Annotated in this window: 12 protein-coding genes and 2 pseudogenes; 9 read left to right on the top strand and 5 right to left on the bottom strand. The window is 55.5% G+C overall.

Annotation, left to right across the window (positions count from 1 at the left end):
• Positions 1 to 102: 102 nt before the first annotated feature.
• Both tnpC and XM38_RS21560 read right to left on the bottom strand, forming a co-directional pair.
• Positions 103 to 1,626: an IS66 family transposase gene (gene tnpC / locus XM38_RS21565; protein ID WP_088431020.1), complete on the bottom strand. Its 1,524-nt coding sequence runs from the start codon at positions 1,624 to 1,626 to the stop codon at positions 103 to 105.
• Positions 1,622 to 1,927 (bottom strand): annotated as a pseudogene (locus XM38_RS21560) (transposase family protein); the annotation flags it as partial. The gene tnpC and the pseudogene XM38_RS21560, both read right to left, overlap by 5 nt.
• Before the next feature lie 338 nt (positions 1,928 to 2,265).
• On the opposite strand from XM38_RS21560, the gene XM38_RS21555 reads away from it, so the two are divergent.
• The 6 genes and pseudogenes from XM38_RS21555 to XM38_RS21530 all read left to right on the top strand — a co-directional run bounded on the left by XM38_RS21555 (position 2,266) and on the right by XM38_RS21530 (position 5,168).
• Positions 2,266 to 2,481 carry a hypothetical protein gene (locus tag XM38_RS21555; RefSeq protein ID WP_080813757.1) on the top strand — a complete coding sequence of 72 codons (216 nt, stop codon included), beginning with the start codon at positions 2,266 to 2,268 and terminating at the stop codon, positions 2,479 to 2,481.
• Between the two features lie 205 nt (positions 2,482 to 2,686).
• On the top strand, positions 2,687 to 2,989 hold the full coding sequence (locus XM38_RS21550; RefSeq protein WP_080813758.1) for a nucleotidyltransferase family protein: 303 nt from the start codon (positions 2,687 to 2,689) through the stop codon (positions 2,987 to 2,989).
• Positions 2,982 to 3,374 (top strand): HepT-like ribonuclease domain-containing protein, encoded by a 393-nt coding sequence (locus XM38_RS21545; protein WP_080813760.1) that lies wholly within the window; start codon positions 2,982 to 2,984, stop codon positions 3,372 to 3,374. Before XM38_RS21550 ends, XM38_RS21545 begins: the two co-directional genes overlap by 8 nt.
• Before the next feature lie 132 nt (positions 3,375 to 3,506).
• The gene (locus XM38_RS21540; RefSeq protein WP_080813762.1) at positions 3,507 to 3,731 is read left to right on the top strand and encodes an addiction module protein; all 225 of its coding nucleotides are present in this window, start codon (positions 3,507 to 3,509) and stop codon (positions 3,729 to 3,731) included.
• Positions 3,732 to 3,733: 2 nt separating this feature from the next.
• Positions 3,734 to 3,943 (top strand): annotated as a pseudogene (locus XM38_RS29210) (hypothetical protein); the annotation flags it as partial.
• 415 nt (positions 3,944 to 4,358) lie between these two features.
• Positions 4,359 to 5,168 carry an NYN domain-containing protein gene (locus XM38_RS21530; protein WP_080813763.1) on the top strand — a complete coding sequence of 270 codons (810 nt, stop codon included), beginning with the start codon at positions 4,359 to 4,361 and terminating at the stop codon, positions 5,166 to 5,168.
• A gap of 503 nt (positions 5,169 to 5,671) precedes the next feature.
• Here XM38_RS21530 and XM38_RS21525 read toward each other — a convergent pair.
• Both XM38_RS21525 and XM38_RS21520 read right to left on the bottom strand, forming a co-directional pair.
• Positions 5,672 to 6,982 (bottom strand): lysophospholipid acyltransferase family protein, encoded by a 1,311-nt coding sequence (locus tag XM38_RS21525; RefSeq protein ID WP_088431016.1) that lies wholly within the window; start codon positions 6,980 to 6,982, stop codon positions 5,672 to 5,674.
• A 51-nt stretch (positions 6,983 to 7,033) separates the two neighbouring features.
• The gene (locus XM38_RS21520) at positions 7,034 to 8,515 is read right to left on the bottom strand and encodes an alpha-amylase (protein WP_080814025.1); all 1,482 of its coding nucleotides are present in this window, start codon (positions 8,513 to 8,515) and stop codon (positions 7,034 to 7,036) included.
• Positions 8,516 to 8,740: 225 nt separating this feature from the next.
• Here XM38_RS21520 and XM38_RS21515 point away from each other — a divergent pair, with 225 nt between their 5' ends.
• Positions 8,741 to 9,730, top strand: coding sequence for a cysteine synthase A (locus XM38_RS21515; protein WP_080814027.1), 990 nt, complete (start codon positions 8,741 to 8,743; stop codon positions 9,728 to 9,730).
• 41 nt (positions 9,731 to 9,771) lie between these two features.
• Here the strand turns inward: XM38_RS21515 and ygfZ are convergent, their stop codons facing one another.
• Entirely contained in the window at positions 9,772 to 10,836 is a 1,065-nt protein-coding gene (gene ygfZ / locus XM38_RS21510; RefSeq protein WP_080814029.1) for a CAF17-like 4Fe-4S cluster assembly/insertion protein YgfZ, read from the bottom strand.
• A gap of 369 nt (positions 10,837 to 11,205) precedes the next feature.
• Here ygfZ and XM38_RS21505 point away from each other — a divergent pair, with 369 nt between their 5' ends.
• Together XM38_RS21505 and XM38_RS21500 are read left to right on the top strand one after the other, a co-directional pair.
• A complete protein-coding gene (locus XM38_RS21505; protein ID WP_088431815.1) occupies positions 11,206 to 12,087 on the top strand; it encodes an NAD(P)-dependent oxidoreductase in 882 nt (293 codons plus the stop codon).
• Positions 12,088 to 13,023: 936 nt separating this feature from the next.
• Entirely contained in the window at positions 13,024 to 14,154 is a 1,131-nt protein-coding gene (locus XM38_RS21500) for an eCIS core domain-containing protein (protein WP_202978943.1), read from the top strand.
• The last annotated feature ends 79 nt before the right edge of the window (positions 14,155 to 14,233 follow it).

Genomic DNA, 14,233 nt, shown 5'->3' with positions numbered 1-14,233 from the left:
GTCCTCCGCCGGTGTCCGCTATAGACCTCTTTGAGGAGGCTGAGTTTCTACGACCCTCTGTTATAAGATAACTGTTTCAGCGTCTCAGGCAGTCATCAGGTTTTAGGCTTGGGGCAACGCTAACGGCATAGGCAAGTCTTGCGGTTTAGGAAGGGGTAACAGGGATGGCGCAGGCAAACCTAATCGCTGGGCTCGCAGCGCCTGAGTCAAGTAATCCCAAGCATTGCGCTCCTGAGCCTTGAGGGAGGTGGTTACCGTCAAAATCCGACCCACAAACTCACTGCCCGCTGTTGATTGAGACCCTTGAGTGGTGCGCCGCCAAATCACCCCAGACCGCAAGGCCCGCTCGGCGGTGTTATTGGTCGGCTCAACTCCCGGGGTATCCACAAATGTCCAGAGGGCATCCTCCACCTTGAGTATCTCACGCAAGGTGCTGACACTTTTGGCTAAGGCACTCGTTTCGTTCGCCCCAATCGGTAAGGCACAGGCCGATTCCAACTCCGCCTTGAACCCGGCCCGCAAGTGCGCCACCGCTTCACCTAATTGCTCACGGATCATCGTGCCATCCCGCACCCGATGCCACCAGCGAAATAAGCGTCGTTGACGGGCTAACAAGGCGGTGCCAATCGCTTGGGATACCCCACTGCGTTCGGCAATTTGGGTTAAATCCCGCTTCAGATGCGCCCAACACACCTGCCGTTGATGGATGGGCAACCGATTATACGCACTGTATCGATCTGAGTGAACAATCCCGGTAAATCCCTCACCTATGAGGTCTTTTGCTGCCTGTTGGGAGCGTTGCAACGACACCCAAAACACCATCACCCAGGGTGCACACAACACCCATAGCCAGCCTTTGCGTCCCTGCGGATTGGCCCCATCGCGGTTGCGTTGCGGAAATCCCGTCTCATCGCTATGCACCGATGCCTGCGACTGCACATACTCATGAGCCGCTGCAACAGGGGCTGACACCGCTGCGCTCACTTGAGTGCGCATGCGATGAATACTGCTACGCGATAGCTCCAGGCCAAACACAACCGACAGCAACGACTGAGCCATGCTGTGACTTTGGCGATACTCCCCACTACTCAACAGTCCGACTAGGCTCACCAATCGGTCTCCGTAGCCTGTGGTGGGGACCTCTGGGGGGAATTGGCCTCGGGTCGTTTTGCCACAGCACTCGCAGGTTAATTGGTGCAGTTGATGCTCCTCCACCTGCAAGCTCAAGGGCGGCACATCCACTACCTGATGCCGATGAGGCTGCTCATCCACCCCACTCAGTCCTTCACCACAATGGCGACATCTCTCAGGAATATGATGATGCAGATGAGCCGCCTCGACCGGATAAAAGCCAAATCCTTGATGCCCCTTCTTTCCTTGGGCTCCTTGTGAGCGCTTAGACTCGCGGCGCTTGCTCGATGATGGCTCTTCTGGTTTCGCTTGGCGCTGACTCAAGGTATCGCTGGAGGGGGGACGGGATGAATTTCTCGAATTTTGCTTGAGTTGCTCTTCAATGTGCGCAAGACGCTCACTCAACACCATCACCACGGCTTGCACACTGGCAGGGGTTGCATCCCAATCGGCTTTGGGAATTTCAATTCCGGCAATGGTGATGGTTTCGCTCATGGTCTACTAGGGCTAAGACCCTGGAGAAGGTATCATGCGAGGGAATGCCATTCGGCAACGCCAAAAACGTCTCCAGCCACGATTGCTTGGCTTTGCCATAGGTTGCAACGGCCACCATGTCATTGGCTCCTGAGAGCACCGCCAGAATCGCGATGGCCACAATATCGACGAGCAAGTGCTCGGGCTGCCGTTTCACCCGAGGATCTTCGAGAGCCTCAAACCGCTCAATAAAGCTCTGTCGCAGCTTTTGGGCGGTCGCTGATGGGGCAGAAGCCACTGAGGGAGCAAATCCTTTGGACATGAGAAGGCCGGGGTCGAGAGTAGAACAGTAGAGAGGCTTGCAGTCTCGCGGATACCAGGTGACCTGTCTAGCCCTAGACACCTGGGTTGACAAACTATTCTGTCAAGTACGATTGATACAAAATAAGTGCGATTGCCCTGAATCTATAGATGAAAATCTGAGATAAAAATCTGCTCACGTAAGTCACCTGTTAGCAAAGCATTTACGAAGTGGCGAGATGAATTCAGGTCATCGGGGTGAAGCGGGGAAGGCGTGTTAGCTCTAGCCTGTCGTAAGGGCGATCGCATTTCTCACCAGCCATATGCCATGATTAGTGAAACAGATAGTGTGCAAAGACGATGACGACTTATCGGGATATTTGTTGCCAAGTTGAAGAGTTGACGCCCGACGAGCAGTGGCAATTGTTGGAAGCGCTAGCCGCGATCGTGCGTCGTCGCATGACAGAAACACCTAAGCGCAGCATTTTGGGGTTAGAGGGACTCGGCAAAGATATCTGGCATGGCATCGAGGCCCAAGCTTACGTTGACCAGGAACGCGCCTCATGGGAAAGATGAAAACGCTCGCGGAAATCAAACAGTGGCTTTCCCAAAATAAACCTCTGCTGCAAGAGCGGTATGTATGAATTTGAGGTGAAACACTCGCTTGAGAAGGACGATCGCCCCCTCACGGCACCACACCTGACCCAGCGATCGTGAGCATATCCACCAGTTATCCTTGATATAGAAATTGGCGGATTCCTTACCTTTAGGAGATAGCGGGATGGCGACAGACACATTCAAATGCAGTGATCTATTGTCAACACTGCGTCAACTCAAGCCGATGCTAGTAGAAACCTACGGAGTGACCCGTTTAGGCATCTTCGGCTCTGTTGCTAGGGATGAAGCGATCGCAACCAGCGATGTTGATGTTGTGGTCGAAATGCCGCCCGACCTATTTTCGATGGTGCATCTCAAGGAGCACCTTCAGGAATCGCTACAAGTCTCCGTTGATTTAGTCCGATATCGTCCTCATATGAACGCCTTCCTAAAACAGCGCATTGACCAAGAGGCGATTTATGTCTGATATTGCGCTGTTGCGAGAAGTGCTGCGCCAAATTGAAGAGGCCATCAATCGCATTGAGCGACGCTTTACAGGCATCCAATCTGCCAAGGATTTCACTCAAACCGATGAAGGACTCGATAGACTCGACGGCATCGCTATGATGCTGATTTGGATGGGCGAAAGTATCAAAAACCTCGAAAAGTATGGCGGCAAGAAGTTTTTAGCGGCTTACCCAGACGTGGACTGGAAAGGCGCTAAAGGCACTCGCGATATTCTCAGCCATCACTATGGTGATGTCGATGTAGAAGTGGTGTTTGATATCTGCGATCGCTACATTCCGTCCGTGAAAATGACTATCGAGCGCATGAAACAGGATTTGGATGCAGGCAGTGAAACGATTCAGTAAAGTCCTTGCGATCGCTCCATCACCGCTATGACCAAACTGCCATGGCGATCTTCCCTCACGCTAAGTCATTGAAAATCCTTCTGCTATCGTTGGGGAAGTCGGCTCATTAGTTCTCCTGCCAGACTTTTCAGTATGGACATTACCACCACACTCAACGAAATTACTGCTCTCAGCGTTGAAGAGTGGATGCGCCTTGTCCAAGCCATTTGGGACAGCACCGCCGCCCAGCAAGCCTATCCCGACCTGACTGAAGCCCAGAAGCAAGAACTCGACCGGCGAGGAGGCACCATGCGCCTCATCAGTGCCAGAGAAGTCACACGCTTTGAACGAGGTGCTTACGAAAAAGGATTAAGGTAGTCATGGAAGACGACTTGCGAGAAGAATATGACTTGAAGCAGTTGCGAGTCAGACGGATGGGGCCAGAGCGCAAAAACTTTGGAAGTACGACTGTGCGTCTTGATCCGGACGTTGCAGAGATGTTTCCCGATGCAGAGGCCGTCAACGAGGCGCTCCGTTTCCTGATTCGAGTAGAGATTATCACCCAGACTTTAGACCGTACTGCACAGGCCATCGAAGCTAACTCTGAACAGGTCGCCAGTCTGAGCGAATCCATCACTTGGTTAGAAAATGGCATGGAACGAGGATTCGATCGCATCGAACGGAACTTCGAGACGCTGCAAACATCGCTCAATTCCCAACTTGAGCTGTCACGACAGCAGCACGAAACTACCCAGGCTCAAGGGCGACACATTGAACGGCTGATGGGTGTGGTAGAAACCCTGATCGCTCAGCGGGTCGCTTAGATGCGATCGCACCCCCACCTTTCCCGTTGTCTCCAAAGACCAACTCTACGAGTTTCTCGCCACCTGCCAACAAGATGAAGTGAAAGCAGAGCTGAATTTGCGATCGTGGATAAGGTCAAAGGCGTAACGTATCCTATTCATATGGGCACTCTCAGTTAAGACACGTACCAGAGAGGCAGACATGACTTCTCCAAGGCTAGTAGCAAAAATTGAGTCAGAGAAGCCAACCCTTCGTCTTGCTGTCCTGATTGATGCTGATAATGCGCAAGCGGCGGTCATTGAAGGCCTCTTAGCTGAGATTGCACGTTTTGGTGAGGCCACAGTAAAGCGTATCTATGGTGACTTTACCGCTCCCACTAGCGCCTCGTGGAAAAAGGTACTTCACAAATATTCTATTAAACCTGTACAGCAATTTGCTTATACGATAGGGAAAAATGCAACAGATAGCACTTTGATTATCGATGCTATGGACTTATTATACACGCGTAAGTTTGACGGTTTTTGTTTGATGACTAGTGATAGCGACTTTACTGGTCTAGCAGTAAGAATTCGAGAGGAAGGATTGACTGTCCTCGGTTTTGGAGAGCAAAAAACGCCCGAAGCTTTTAGAAATGCCTGCCATAAATTTATTTTTACTGAGGTATTACGTCCTGCACTTGAAGAAAGTGAATTAGATGGCAATGCTGATGAATCCAAATCATCAAAGAAATATAAGAAGTCCAGTGAGAAAGACAAAACTGAAGACAAGAAAGAAACCTTCCCGACACAGTTTCTTTTGACAGCGTTAGAGCAATCTAGTGATGATGAAGGATGGGCTGAACTTGGGACTTTCGGAAGTTATTTAAATAAACTTCAACCTGACTTCGATTCGCGTTTATATGGCTACAAGAAGCTTTCTCAGCTAGTAAAAGCAAAGCAGGATTTATTTGTGACTGAAGAGAGGGATGTCGCTGGAGGGACTCACAAAGCCCTGTATGTCCGAGCAAAGTAAAGCTGCCCTTTCCGACTCGATCGGATTAGAGTTGATGATCCTTCGTTTCAATTTGCTATCTGTGCCTCCGGCGCAGCAGATGGATAGATTGAAACGTGGAAGGTTTATCGGGGGCTACCAGACGAAAAGGCAGATGTATTTGGGTGTCTGTGGATCGTTGACGAATCTGGTGAAGATTATCTTTATGCAAGCGGATCGCTTCGCTTTTTGGGAGATGTGCATTGGTGCTAACCTGCCCAGATTGCGATCGCATCTCTCCTAAGCCCCAAGGTAACGCTGCAAGCATAGAGTGTCGTAGGGAATTTATAAATCACTTCGTCCAAAACACGGCCAGTCAGGGCGGTCACCGTACTGCTACCACAGAGCCGCTGAGTACACAGCATCCGCTGCGTGTATTATGTCGCTGGCAAAACGCCTGTAACTTGACTGACCAGCGTGCCGGGCAAGCTCTTCACCCTGCTCCGCACGGGCCCCTTCCCTCTTCCCTCTTCCCTCTTCCCTCTTCACCCTTCCCTCTTCCCCGCCTTGCCACCATTCACTCCATCCAGCATGGCCTGCACGGCCGCCTGGGCTTGGTTAGTCAGCCGCTCCACCGTGGCGGTGCGATCCTGGCAGTAGTCTGCGAAGGCGTCTTTCAAGTTGATCGGAGTGCCCAGGCGGAGGATGGCTTGGCGATGGCCCTTGGGCGGGGGTTGGTCGATCTCGAAGACTTCCCGTTCTAGGCGAATCAGGGTATCCAGAAAGCGCTCGGGCGTAGGGTTGGCGGCCACGTAGCCGTCGCAGATGGCGTCGAAGTTGAGCAGCCGCGCCGTCGCTTTCTCGACGCTCTCAGGGGAAAAGAAAAGCTCTGAGGGCTCACTGTCAGACCCGTTGCGCAGGGCATGCTGAATTCGGTATACCCGCTCTCGCACCGGGGTTTCGGGGGCAGCACTGAGACCCAGTTGGGCTTCACAGGCATCCAGCACGGCTTGCTTCAGGTGAGTAATGCGGTCGTCTAGGGAGAGGGTGGTAGCCTCCGGGCGGTGTTGGTCATATTCCTGCTCTAGGCGCCCCAAGACCGCTTCGGCGATTCGACGCAGGCGGGTATAGGCATCGGGAGTGGAGACCATCACATCGTCTAGGGCCAAAGCCTGCTCCAATCGCTGCAGCGTGGCCTCGATCACCGGCTGCATATCCTCGGTATAGACATACTTGATGGCCACCGGCAGCACATATAGATCGGGTAGGGGTCGGTCTTGCTTGGCACAGCGGTTCAGGGCCTGAAATGCCAGCTGAATGCCCCCGGCCCGAAAGGGCATCACCGTATCGTTTTGAAACGAGCAGCCCCCCTCCGGAAAAATCACCAGATGGGTCTGGGACTGTTGCAATAGGGCCAAGGTTTGGGCAATGCTGGCCCGGTCTGCCAAGCCCCGCCGCACCGAGTACAGCCCTAGCCGTTGCAGAAAATTGCGAAAACACCAGGTGTGCTCATCCATCAACCGCAGCAGGATCCGCCAGAAACTGTTATCTGCCGCCATGAAAACCATGGCATGGGGGTTGGTAAAGGTCTCCAGGGCAGCCAGGTAATGGAACGCTTGGTTAACGCGGGCCGAGAGCAGAAACATGACGATGGGATCTTGGAAGGTGGGATGATTCGGTAATAAAATCACCCGTTCCTGCGCTAGGGCTGCCAACACCTGATGATCCGCCTGACTCAAGACCAGATCGACCCAGTAGAGACGCCGCCCTAGGGGTTCCGCCAATCGCTGCACCAGCCAGACCAGCCAGGAGGTAAGGCGAGGTCCATAGAAAACAGCAGGGTTGCGATCGCACATGGCCCATCAGAACTCAAAGAGACCGGGGAGCCCACCCAGAGTTGCCCGCTATTATGCGGCCTGCACCCATACCGAGACCGAGCCACCCTGGCAGCGAAACTCACCCCAGCCGTGTTCGTTAGTATAGACCGGCTCCGAGACATGCTCGCTCAGATCCACAAACTTGGCATTGGGCTGCCCCACCTCCATCCACTTGTGCCCCTCCGGACCATCACTCATCAACACCGCTAACCCCTGGGGATGGGCCTCATCCCCTAAGCGAGTCCAGCCGATGGTATTGAAGTGGTCGAAATAGTCGTACTGAGGGCCATAGGCATAGTGACGACGAGCATAGAGCAACTTATCGATGATCCAGCGGTGGCAGGGCATGTGGATGGGATAGCGATTGCCATCCTTGCCATAGTCTTCGTAGTCGGCCCCGTAATAATCGGCATAAAACACACAGGGATACCCCTGCTGCCGCAGCAGAATCAAGGCATAGGCCAGGGGCTTAAACCAGGGCTCCACCGGCGACTCCAGGGCTTGCAGGGGCTGCGAGTCATGGTTCTCCACGAAGGTAACCGCATGGAACGAGTCCGTCTGCATCAACGTGCCATCCAGGATAGTGGCCATGTTGTACTGCCCCCCGGCCCGGCTGGCGGCGTAGAAGTTGTAGTGCAGCGGCACATCGAAGACAGCCATCCGCCCGCCGACGGCATCGATATACCACCGCAAGGTTCCCAGATCGTTGTACCAGTATTCACCCACCACAAACAGGTCTCTCTGGGCATGATGCTCCAGGGCGTCTATCCACTGGGGGAAAAACCAGGAAGAAATATGCTTGATGGCATCCAGGCGGAAGCCATCCACCCCAGTAGTATCGAGATACCACTTACCCCAGTGGGTGATTTCTCCCCGCACCCATTCGTTCTGAAAATCTAAATCGCAGCCCATCAAATAGGCATAGTTTCCCTTCTCCAGGGCCACATAGTCGTCGAATTGATGCCCCTCAATCAAATACACCGTGTCGCGGTCATCGGGATTGTAGTCGTTGTAATCGACGGCATCGAAGTGATACCAGTACCATTCAAAGCTAGAGTATTTCCCTTGGCGACCGGGAAAGTAGAAATGGGTATAGCTCTTAATCTCTTGCAAGTCCCCCTTCGGATGCAGGCGATTATCCTTGGGAAACGGAATCGCCTTAAAAGTTTCCGCAGCATCGGCTCCCATGCGGTGGTTCAAAACGGCATCGCCATAGACCTGGATGCCGACATCATGCAGGGCACCAATAGCCGCCAGATATTGCGCCCGATTGCCATACTTGGTGCTGATAGATCCCTTTTGATCAAACTCCCCCAGATCAAACATGTCATAGACGCCATAGCCGACGTCATAGCCGCCACCCAACCCTTTATAGGCCGGGGGCAGCCACATGGCGGTAAAGCCTGCCTCTGCCATGGCTTTGGCATTGTGTGTGACTTCGCTCCAGAGGGTTCCACCGGCGGGAATATACCAGTGGAAGCATTGCATCATGACACCGTTGAGTTCCGCCACAGTTCACTTGCCCCAGAAAGAACAAAGTTGCTCCTACGATGATGCCTCAGGTCATCCCGAAGCGGTATTAAATCGACGTTAAGTCTGATGCCTCAGCTCTTCAGCCCGTCGACAGCCTACACACCGACGCCACTGTCCCTAACCTGGGATCTAAGGAGACGGCCCATTTCCCCTTAGGATAGGGAGATGGAGACCTCCGGATTGCAGTCAATTAAGATATAGGGAATGGATATCAAGCACGGTTTCGTTGGCACGGTAGGCAACACCCCTTTGATCCGCCTCAATAGCTTCAGTGAGGCCACAGGCTGCGAGATCTTAGGCAAGGCCGAGTTTCTCAATCCGGGAGGTTCCGTTAAGGATCGGGCCGCCCTCTACATCATCAAAGATGCCGAAGAGCGAGGGCTGTTGGCCCCAGGCGGCACGGTGGTGGAGGGCACCGCTGGCAACACCGGCATTGGTCTAGTGCACATTTGCAACGCCAAGGGCTACAGATGCTTGATCGTGATTCCCGAGACCCAATCCCAGGAAAAGATGGACCTACTGCGGACCCTGGGGGCCGAGGTCCGCACGGTGCCAGCCGTCCCCTACCGGGATCCCAACAATTATGTGAAAGTCTCTGGCCGCTGGGCTGAGGAAATGGACAACGCCATTTGGGCCAACCAGTTCGACAACCTGGCCAATCGCCGTGCCCACTATGAGACCACCGGGCCGGAAATCTGGAGTGAAACCGACGGCACCATTGACGCCTGGGTCGCCTCTACCGGTACTGGCGGCACCTATGCCGGTGCGGCCATGTTCTTCAAAGAGAAGAATCCCAATATTCACTGCGTCGTGGCCGATCCCATGGGCAGCGGTCTCTACAGCTACGCCAAAACCGGGAAGATCTCCACAGAGGGTAAATCCATCACCGAGGGCATTGGCAACAGCCGCATCACCGCCAACATGGAAGGAGCCCCCATCGACGATGCCATCCAAATCGACGACCCAGAAGCCCTGCGCATGATCTATCAATTGCTCTACAAAGACGGGCTGTTTATGGGAGGCTCCGTCGGCATCAATGTGGGGGCAGCCGTGGCCCTGGCTAAGCAAATGGGACCGGGACACACCATCGTCACCGTCCTCTGCGACAGCGGTTCCCGTTACCAATCCCGCATTTACAGCCGTCCCTGGCTGGAGCAAAAGGGCCTGTGGTCCGATGATTTGTTGCCTCGCTGAGAGTAGGCGTCGACTGGGCTACAGTGAATAGGCTCTGCCATCTACTCACTGGGCTGCACCGCCAAATAACCGCGAGAGGCGAAGGGAATATCTAAAACCGTTGCCTCGCTGTTGCCCACCTGTACCTGCAGGCCGGCCCCGCCACTCTTGGTGCGAATATAGCCCAGGCCGAAGGGGCCTTCCGGGGTCTCAACCACGCTAGTGAGCTGCCCGACTTTTCTGCCCTCCACGGTAATGGGGGTGCCGGGAGACTCTGGGGTGGATAATTTCAGGCCCCAGAGCTGCTGCTTCACCCCCTGATAAGTATTGAGGCGGGCAATCGTCTCCTGGCCAATGTAGCATCCTTTATCGAAGGCAATGGCTGACCAGAGACCGGCTTCTAAGGGGTTATAGTCATCGCTGAGTTCGGCCCCGGGCATGGGACGACCCTGGCGAATACGCAGGTGTTGCCACTCTTGCTCTCCCAGCGGCACGGCACCGACCTCGGTGAGCCGCTGCCATAGGGGAGCGGCCTGGTCGATAGCGCAGATCAGGGTATAACCGGGCAAGGTGAGGCCACTACCAGCCGCAATGTGGACGTCTAGATCCCCCAAAGAGCAGTGTCGATGCTGTCCTGGAGCTAGATCTGCAACTACCTCTGCTCCTACCTTGGTCAACAGGGTCTGACTGACGGGACCGACTAAGGAAAAGGTCGCGGTCTCAGCGGTGACATCGGTGAGGGAGACCTTGTCGGCGAAGAAGATGAAGCGATCCATCCACTCCATCAGGCGCTGGGCCTGACCCGGGGAAACTAGCAACAGCACGGCCTCCTCTAGGATGTAGGCCGTGGCCAGGTCGATGGTGCGAGCCGTGGAGGTGACGAAAACCGTATTGCAGATTTCTCCGGGTTGGCGCTGTTGGAAGCTGTTAGTGGTCTGATTATGGAGAAACCGCAGGCGGTCGGCATCCCCCAAGCGAATGCGGCCCCAATGGCAGCAATCGACCAGGGCTGCTCCCTGTTCTGCTGCCTGCAGAGCCACAGCATCATTGCCAAAGCTGAGGGGCACCGATTGGTCGGACAAGGTTGCGCCTGCACTTGCCTGAAGTTGCCGTAATGGGTCTGTCATGGCCCCGGGTTGAAACGTCCTCTGGTTTGCATCTTATCGGTTAGCGACCCAGCTTGGGCATCATCCCCTTTGAGAGGACAGTTAGAAACTCGGCTGAAAGGCCTGTAAGGTAGGCGTTTTAAAGTGTATGGTTCTATTGGCCAGAGGCCAGTCTGGAGCAAGGTTGCAGGGTACTTTCCAAATATCCTCTGATAAGGTTGGACCAGAACCGATGTAAGAGGTGATTTGCAAACTTCGTGACAGTCAGTCACATCAGCCTTCCAACGTGACGCTATCAAACGGTGACAGAGTGCTGAAGGCTTTGCCAAAACTGGGATAGACTGCCTCTTACGATTCTCTTTGCAAATTAGCTCTAAGGGGGAAGCGCCTGTGAAACTAGCGTTTATCGGCATGGGCACCATGGGGGCGCCAATGGCCATCAATCTGCTGAAAGCCGGCTACGACGTCACGGTACATAATCGCACCCGCGAGCGAGAGGTGACCCTAGCAGCAGCAGGGGCCCAGCGGGCCGAGTCTCCCCAAGCCGCTGCCACGGGAGCAGATGTGGTGATTACCTGCGTCAGTGACACCGCCGACGTGGAGCGCGTCATCCTGGCAGAGCAGGGGGTGATGGCTGGGGCTAAGGCCGGAGCCATCGTGGTAGACATGTCTACCATCAGCCCCACGGTGACACGCCAGATTGCCGCCACCCTAGCAGAGCGCCAGATTGCCATGGTAGATGCCCCGGTATCAGGAGGCTCGGAGGGTGCTCAGAAGGGGACCCTATCTATCATGATCGGCGGGGAGCCCCAGGTGGTAGAGCGGGTGCGGCCAGTGCTCGAGGCCATGGGCAACACCCTGACCCATGTGGGCCCCATCGGAGCCGGACAGATCACCAAGGCGATTAATCAGATTATTGTGGCAGGCACCTATTGGTCGGTAGCCGAGGGCATGGCCCTAGGCCTCAAAGCCGGACTGGATATGGAGCGAGTGGTGCAGGCCGTCGGCGGCGGCGCTGCCGGGTCTTGGGGACTGACCAATCGCTCTGGTGCCATGATCCGCAATGACTATCCCCTGGGATTTCGAGTGCGCCTGCACCGCAAGGATCTCGATATTGCCTTAGAGGCGGCGCGAGAGTTGGGGGTGACCTTGCCCATGGCGGCATTTGTAGAGCAAATTGAGACGGGCCTGATTGCCCAGGGTTATGGGGATGAAGATGTGGCCGCCATTGCCCGCAGTGTGCGGCAGCAATCGGGGATTTCTGAGGGGTAAGCGGCCGTCTCGATGCCAGAGCTTTGGTGTCAGTGTCCTAGTCAGGGTGCACCACATTGATGCCATGTCCTTAGCCAAGGGCATGTACATGGGCGAACTACCATTGGATTTGTTACGGTAGCTTAGGACATTGAACAGTCGCTCCCATGGCCTAGACTAGGGAGCTACTAATCGCAACCGTCCTCAGCATAGGCACGGTTGCTATAGGACGAGATTCAAATTGCGCCCGGGAGTCCACGACACAGAGGCGATACAAACCTTAAATAAGAGGGGGGTGACTGGAGGGGGTGACTATACTGAAATCTATCGATTTAATCCCCCCTATGGAGGAGTTAGAGTGCCGTATTTCCACCTAACCATGTGTCCATCCGGGGCCTATGTAGAATGATGCCTGCTAGTGATGAGCTAGGGACCGGTAATGGAGCGAAGGGAGAGTAATCATGGGCACCTTCGCACAGACACCGAAGCCAACTCAGCAGCCGACGTCGGCGGAAATCGACTGCCAAATCTACGACAATCGGCCGGGCGCTTTTCCGACAAAGCCGTAATGTACCCTCCCCATCCTTCATTTACGGCCGGCGATCGGCAATCGAGTTGTCCTGCGATGGCCACAGTCTACTCCTGACCAACTGGAAGCGAGTTCAGCGAGTAGTGTCCTGTCTGGGACTGTCCCAGCTTGCAGCCGGATACCGATAAGCCCATCCCCTATACAGATCCAGCCAACGCTGACGGTTAACCCCCCAGGAGACCTTTTCGAGCGGGCAGCAGACCGAGTGGCCGATCAGGATCATGGGTGATTCTGGACCGAGGCTGCAGCGTGCTTGTGCCTGCGGTGGCGGCTGCCCGCAATGCCAGTCGCGCAACGTGGGGAACCAATGGGCCTCTATGAAGCCTAAGGGGGGCGAGGCAAAGCATGCGTCCGGGAGCGGCCCCAGGATGGAAGCGCTCGTTGACTCAATGACAGGCAGTGGTCAGCCTTTATCTCGTGATATTAGAGGAGTCGTCGAGCCGCACTTCGGCCACGATTTCAGCCAAGTTCGGTTACACACGGGGGCTCGATCGGCACAGGCTGCTAGAGAGATCAACGCCCGCGCCTTTACCATGGGGCGTCATATTGTCTTCGGGGCCGGAGAGTACGCCCCGCAGACAGCGCGGGGAAAACGCCTCTTAGTTCATGAGCTGACCCATGTCGTCCAGCAGGGCACTGCCAGGGACGGCAGCGGGCGCCCCACGCCGATGGTTCAACGCTGGAGCGTCACTGGCAACACTGCGGTGAGCGATAGTGATGCCGATACCCTCTGGGGACTCTCCCGATCGATTACCGGATCCGGGCGCAACTGGCCCTGCATTCGGCCAGTGCGGATGCAGTCTCCCGCCGCGACTGGGAGCCGCTATCCCCTCGTGATCTGGCGAGGTGACGAGTTTGACGTCTCGAACCTGACGGCTACCACTGGCGTCACGCTCCGGATTCATCTCTTCGATCCAGCCAGCCAGTGGCGGGACGCTGCGATCGCAAGTCGTTTTTATCCGGGGGCGGTGTCAAGCCCCAGCGGCGACCCCGACATTGACATCGAATCTGCCGCCAGCAACGGCTCAACCTCGACACCGATCCAAGACTTCCTGATCTTCGGTCACGCCGGGGGAAACTCAATGTGGGGTGGAGCAGTGGCCAGTTTCACACCGTCTACTCTCCTGCCAGAAGAACCGGCTCCGACCTTCGAACAGGCCGAGATTGGCTTGTTCCCCCGCCGTTGTTGGTTCACCCGCAACGCCACAGCGCGGTCGGTCGGCTGCAACTCGAACGCGTTCGGCAGCGATTTCGCGGCTACGTACTTGCGCCGAGGGGCGAGCATCATCACCACCACCGCCTCCGTCCGCCCCCGGTGCCAGGGATTGCCCCTCTCCTTCGGCACCCTGCTGGGAATCCCGGGAGGGTGCGCCTGGTACAATGGCCTCGACTTCGCCACGTCACCGGCGATTGGGGCGACGACACTTGAAGGTCCGTTCTGGTCCGTTGCTGACTTTCACGCTGGAACCCACTGGGCGACTATCACGGGCCGGTTGTGACACGCGACTGGCCGCCGTGGCGATCCCTTGAAGCCAGTTGTATCGACTGCTTGTCGCTTGACCGTCGTCGCAATGGCAG

It is taken from the genome of Halomicronema hongdechloris C2206, from assembly GCF_002075285.3.
Taxonomy (GTDB): domain Bacteria; phylum Cyanobacteriota; class Cyanobacteriia; order Phormidesmidales; family Phormidesmidaceae; genus Halomicronema_B; species Halomicronema_B hongdechloris.
This window is presented reverse-complemented; position numbering and strand designations above follow the sequence as displayed.

Bases quoted from the DNA above. Each gene is read 5' to 3' on its own strand.
- XM38_RS21530 (WP_080813763.1), top strand. From the start codon at position 4,359: ATGACTTCTCCAAGGCTAGTAGCAAAAATTGAGTCAGAGAAGCCAACC.
- XM38_RS21540 (WP_080813762.1), top strand. From the start codon at position 3,507: ATGGACATTACCACCACACTCAACGAAATTACTGCTCTCAGCGTTGAA.
- ygfZ (WP_080814029.1), bottom strand. From the start codon at position 10,836: ATGACAGACCCATTACGGCAACTTCAGGCAAGTGCAGGCGCAACCTTG.
- XM38_RS21515 (WP_080814027.1), top strand. From the start codon at position 8,741: ATGGATATCAAGCACGGTTTCGTTGGCACGGTAGGCAACACCCCTTTG.
- XM38_RS21545 (WP_080813760.1), top strand. From the start codon at position 2,982: ATGTCTGATATTGCGCTGTTGCGAGAAGTGCTGCGCCAAATTGAAGAG.
- XM38_RS21555 (WP_080813757.1), top strand. From the start codon at position 2,266: ATGACGACTTATCGGGATATTTGTTGCCAAGTTGAAGAGTTGACGCCC.
- XM38_RS21500 (WP_202978943.1), top strand. From the start codon at position 13,024: ATGGAAGCGCTCGTTGACTCAATGACAGGCAGTGGTCAGCCTTTATCT.
- XM38_RS21550 (WP_080813758.1), top strand. From the start codon at position 2,687: ATGGCGACAGACACATTCAAATGCAGTGATCTATTGTCAACACTGCGT.
- XM38_RS21525 (WP_088431016.1), bottom strand. From the start codon at position 6,982: ATGTGCGATCGCAACCCTGCTGTTTTCTATGGACCTCGCCTTACCTCC.
- tnpC (WP_088431020.1), bottom strand. From the start codon at position 1,626: ATGAGCGAAACCATCACCATTGCCGGAATTGAAATTCCCAAAGCCGAT.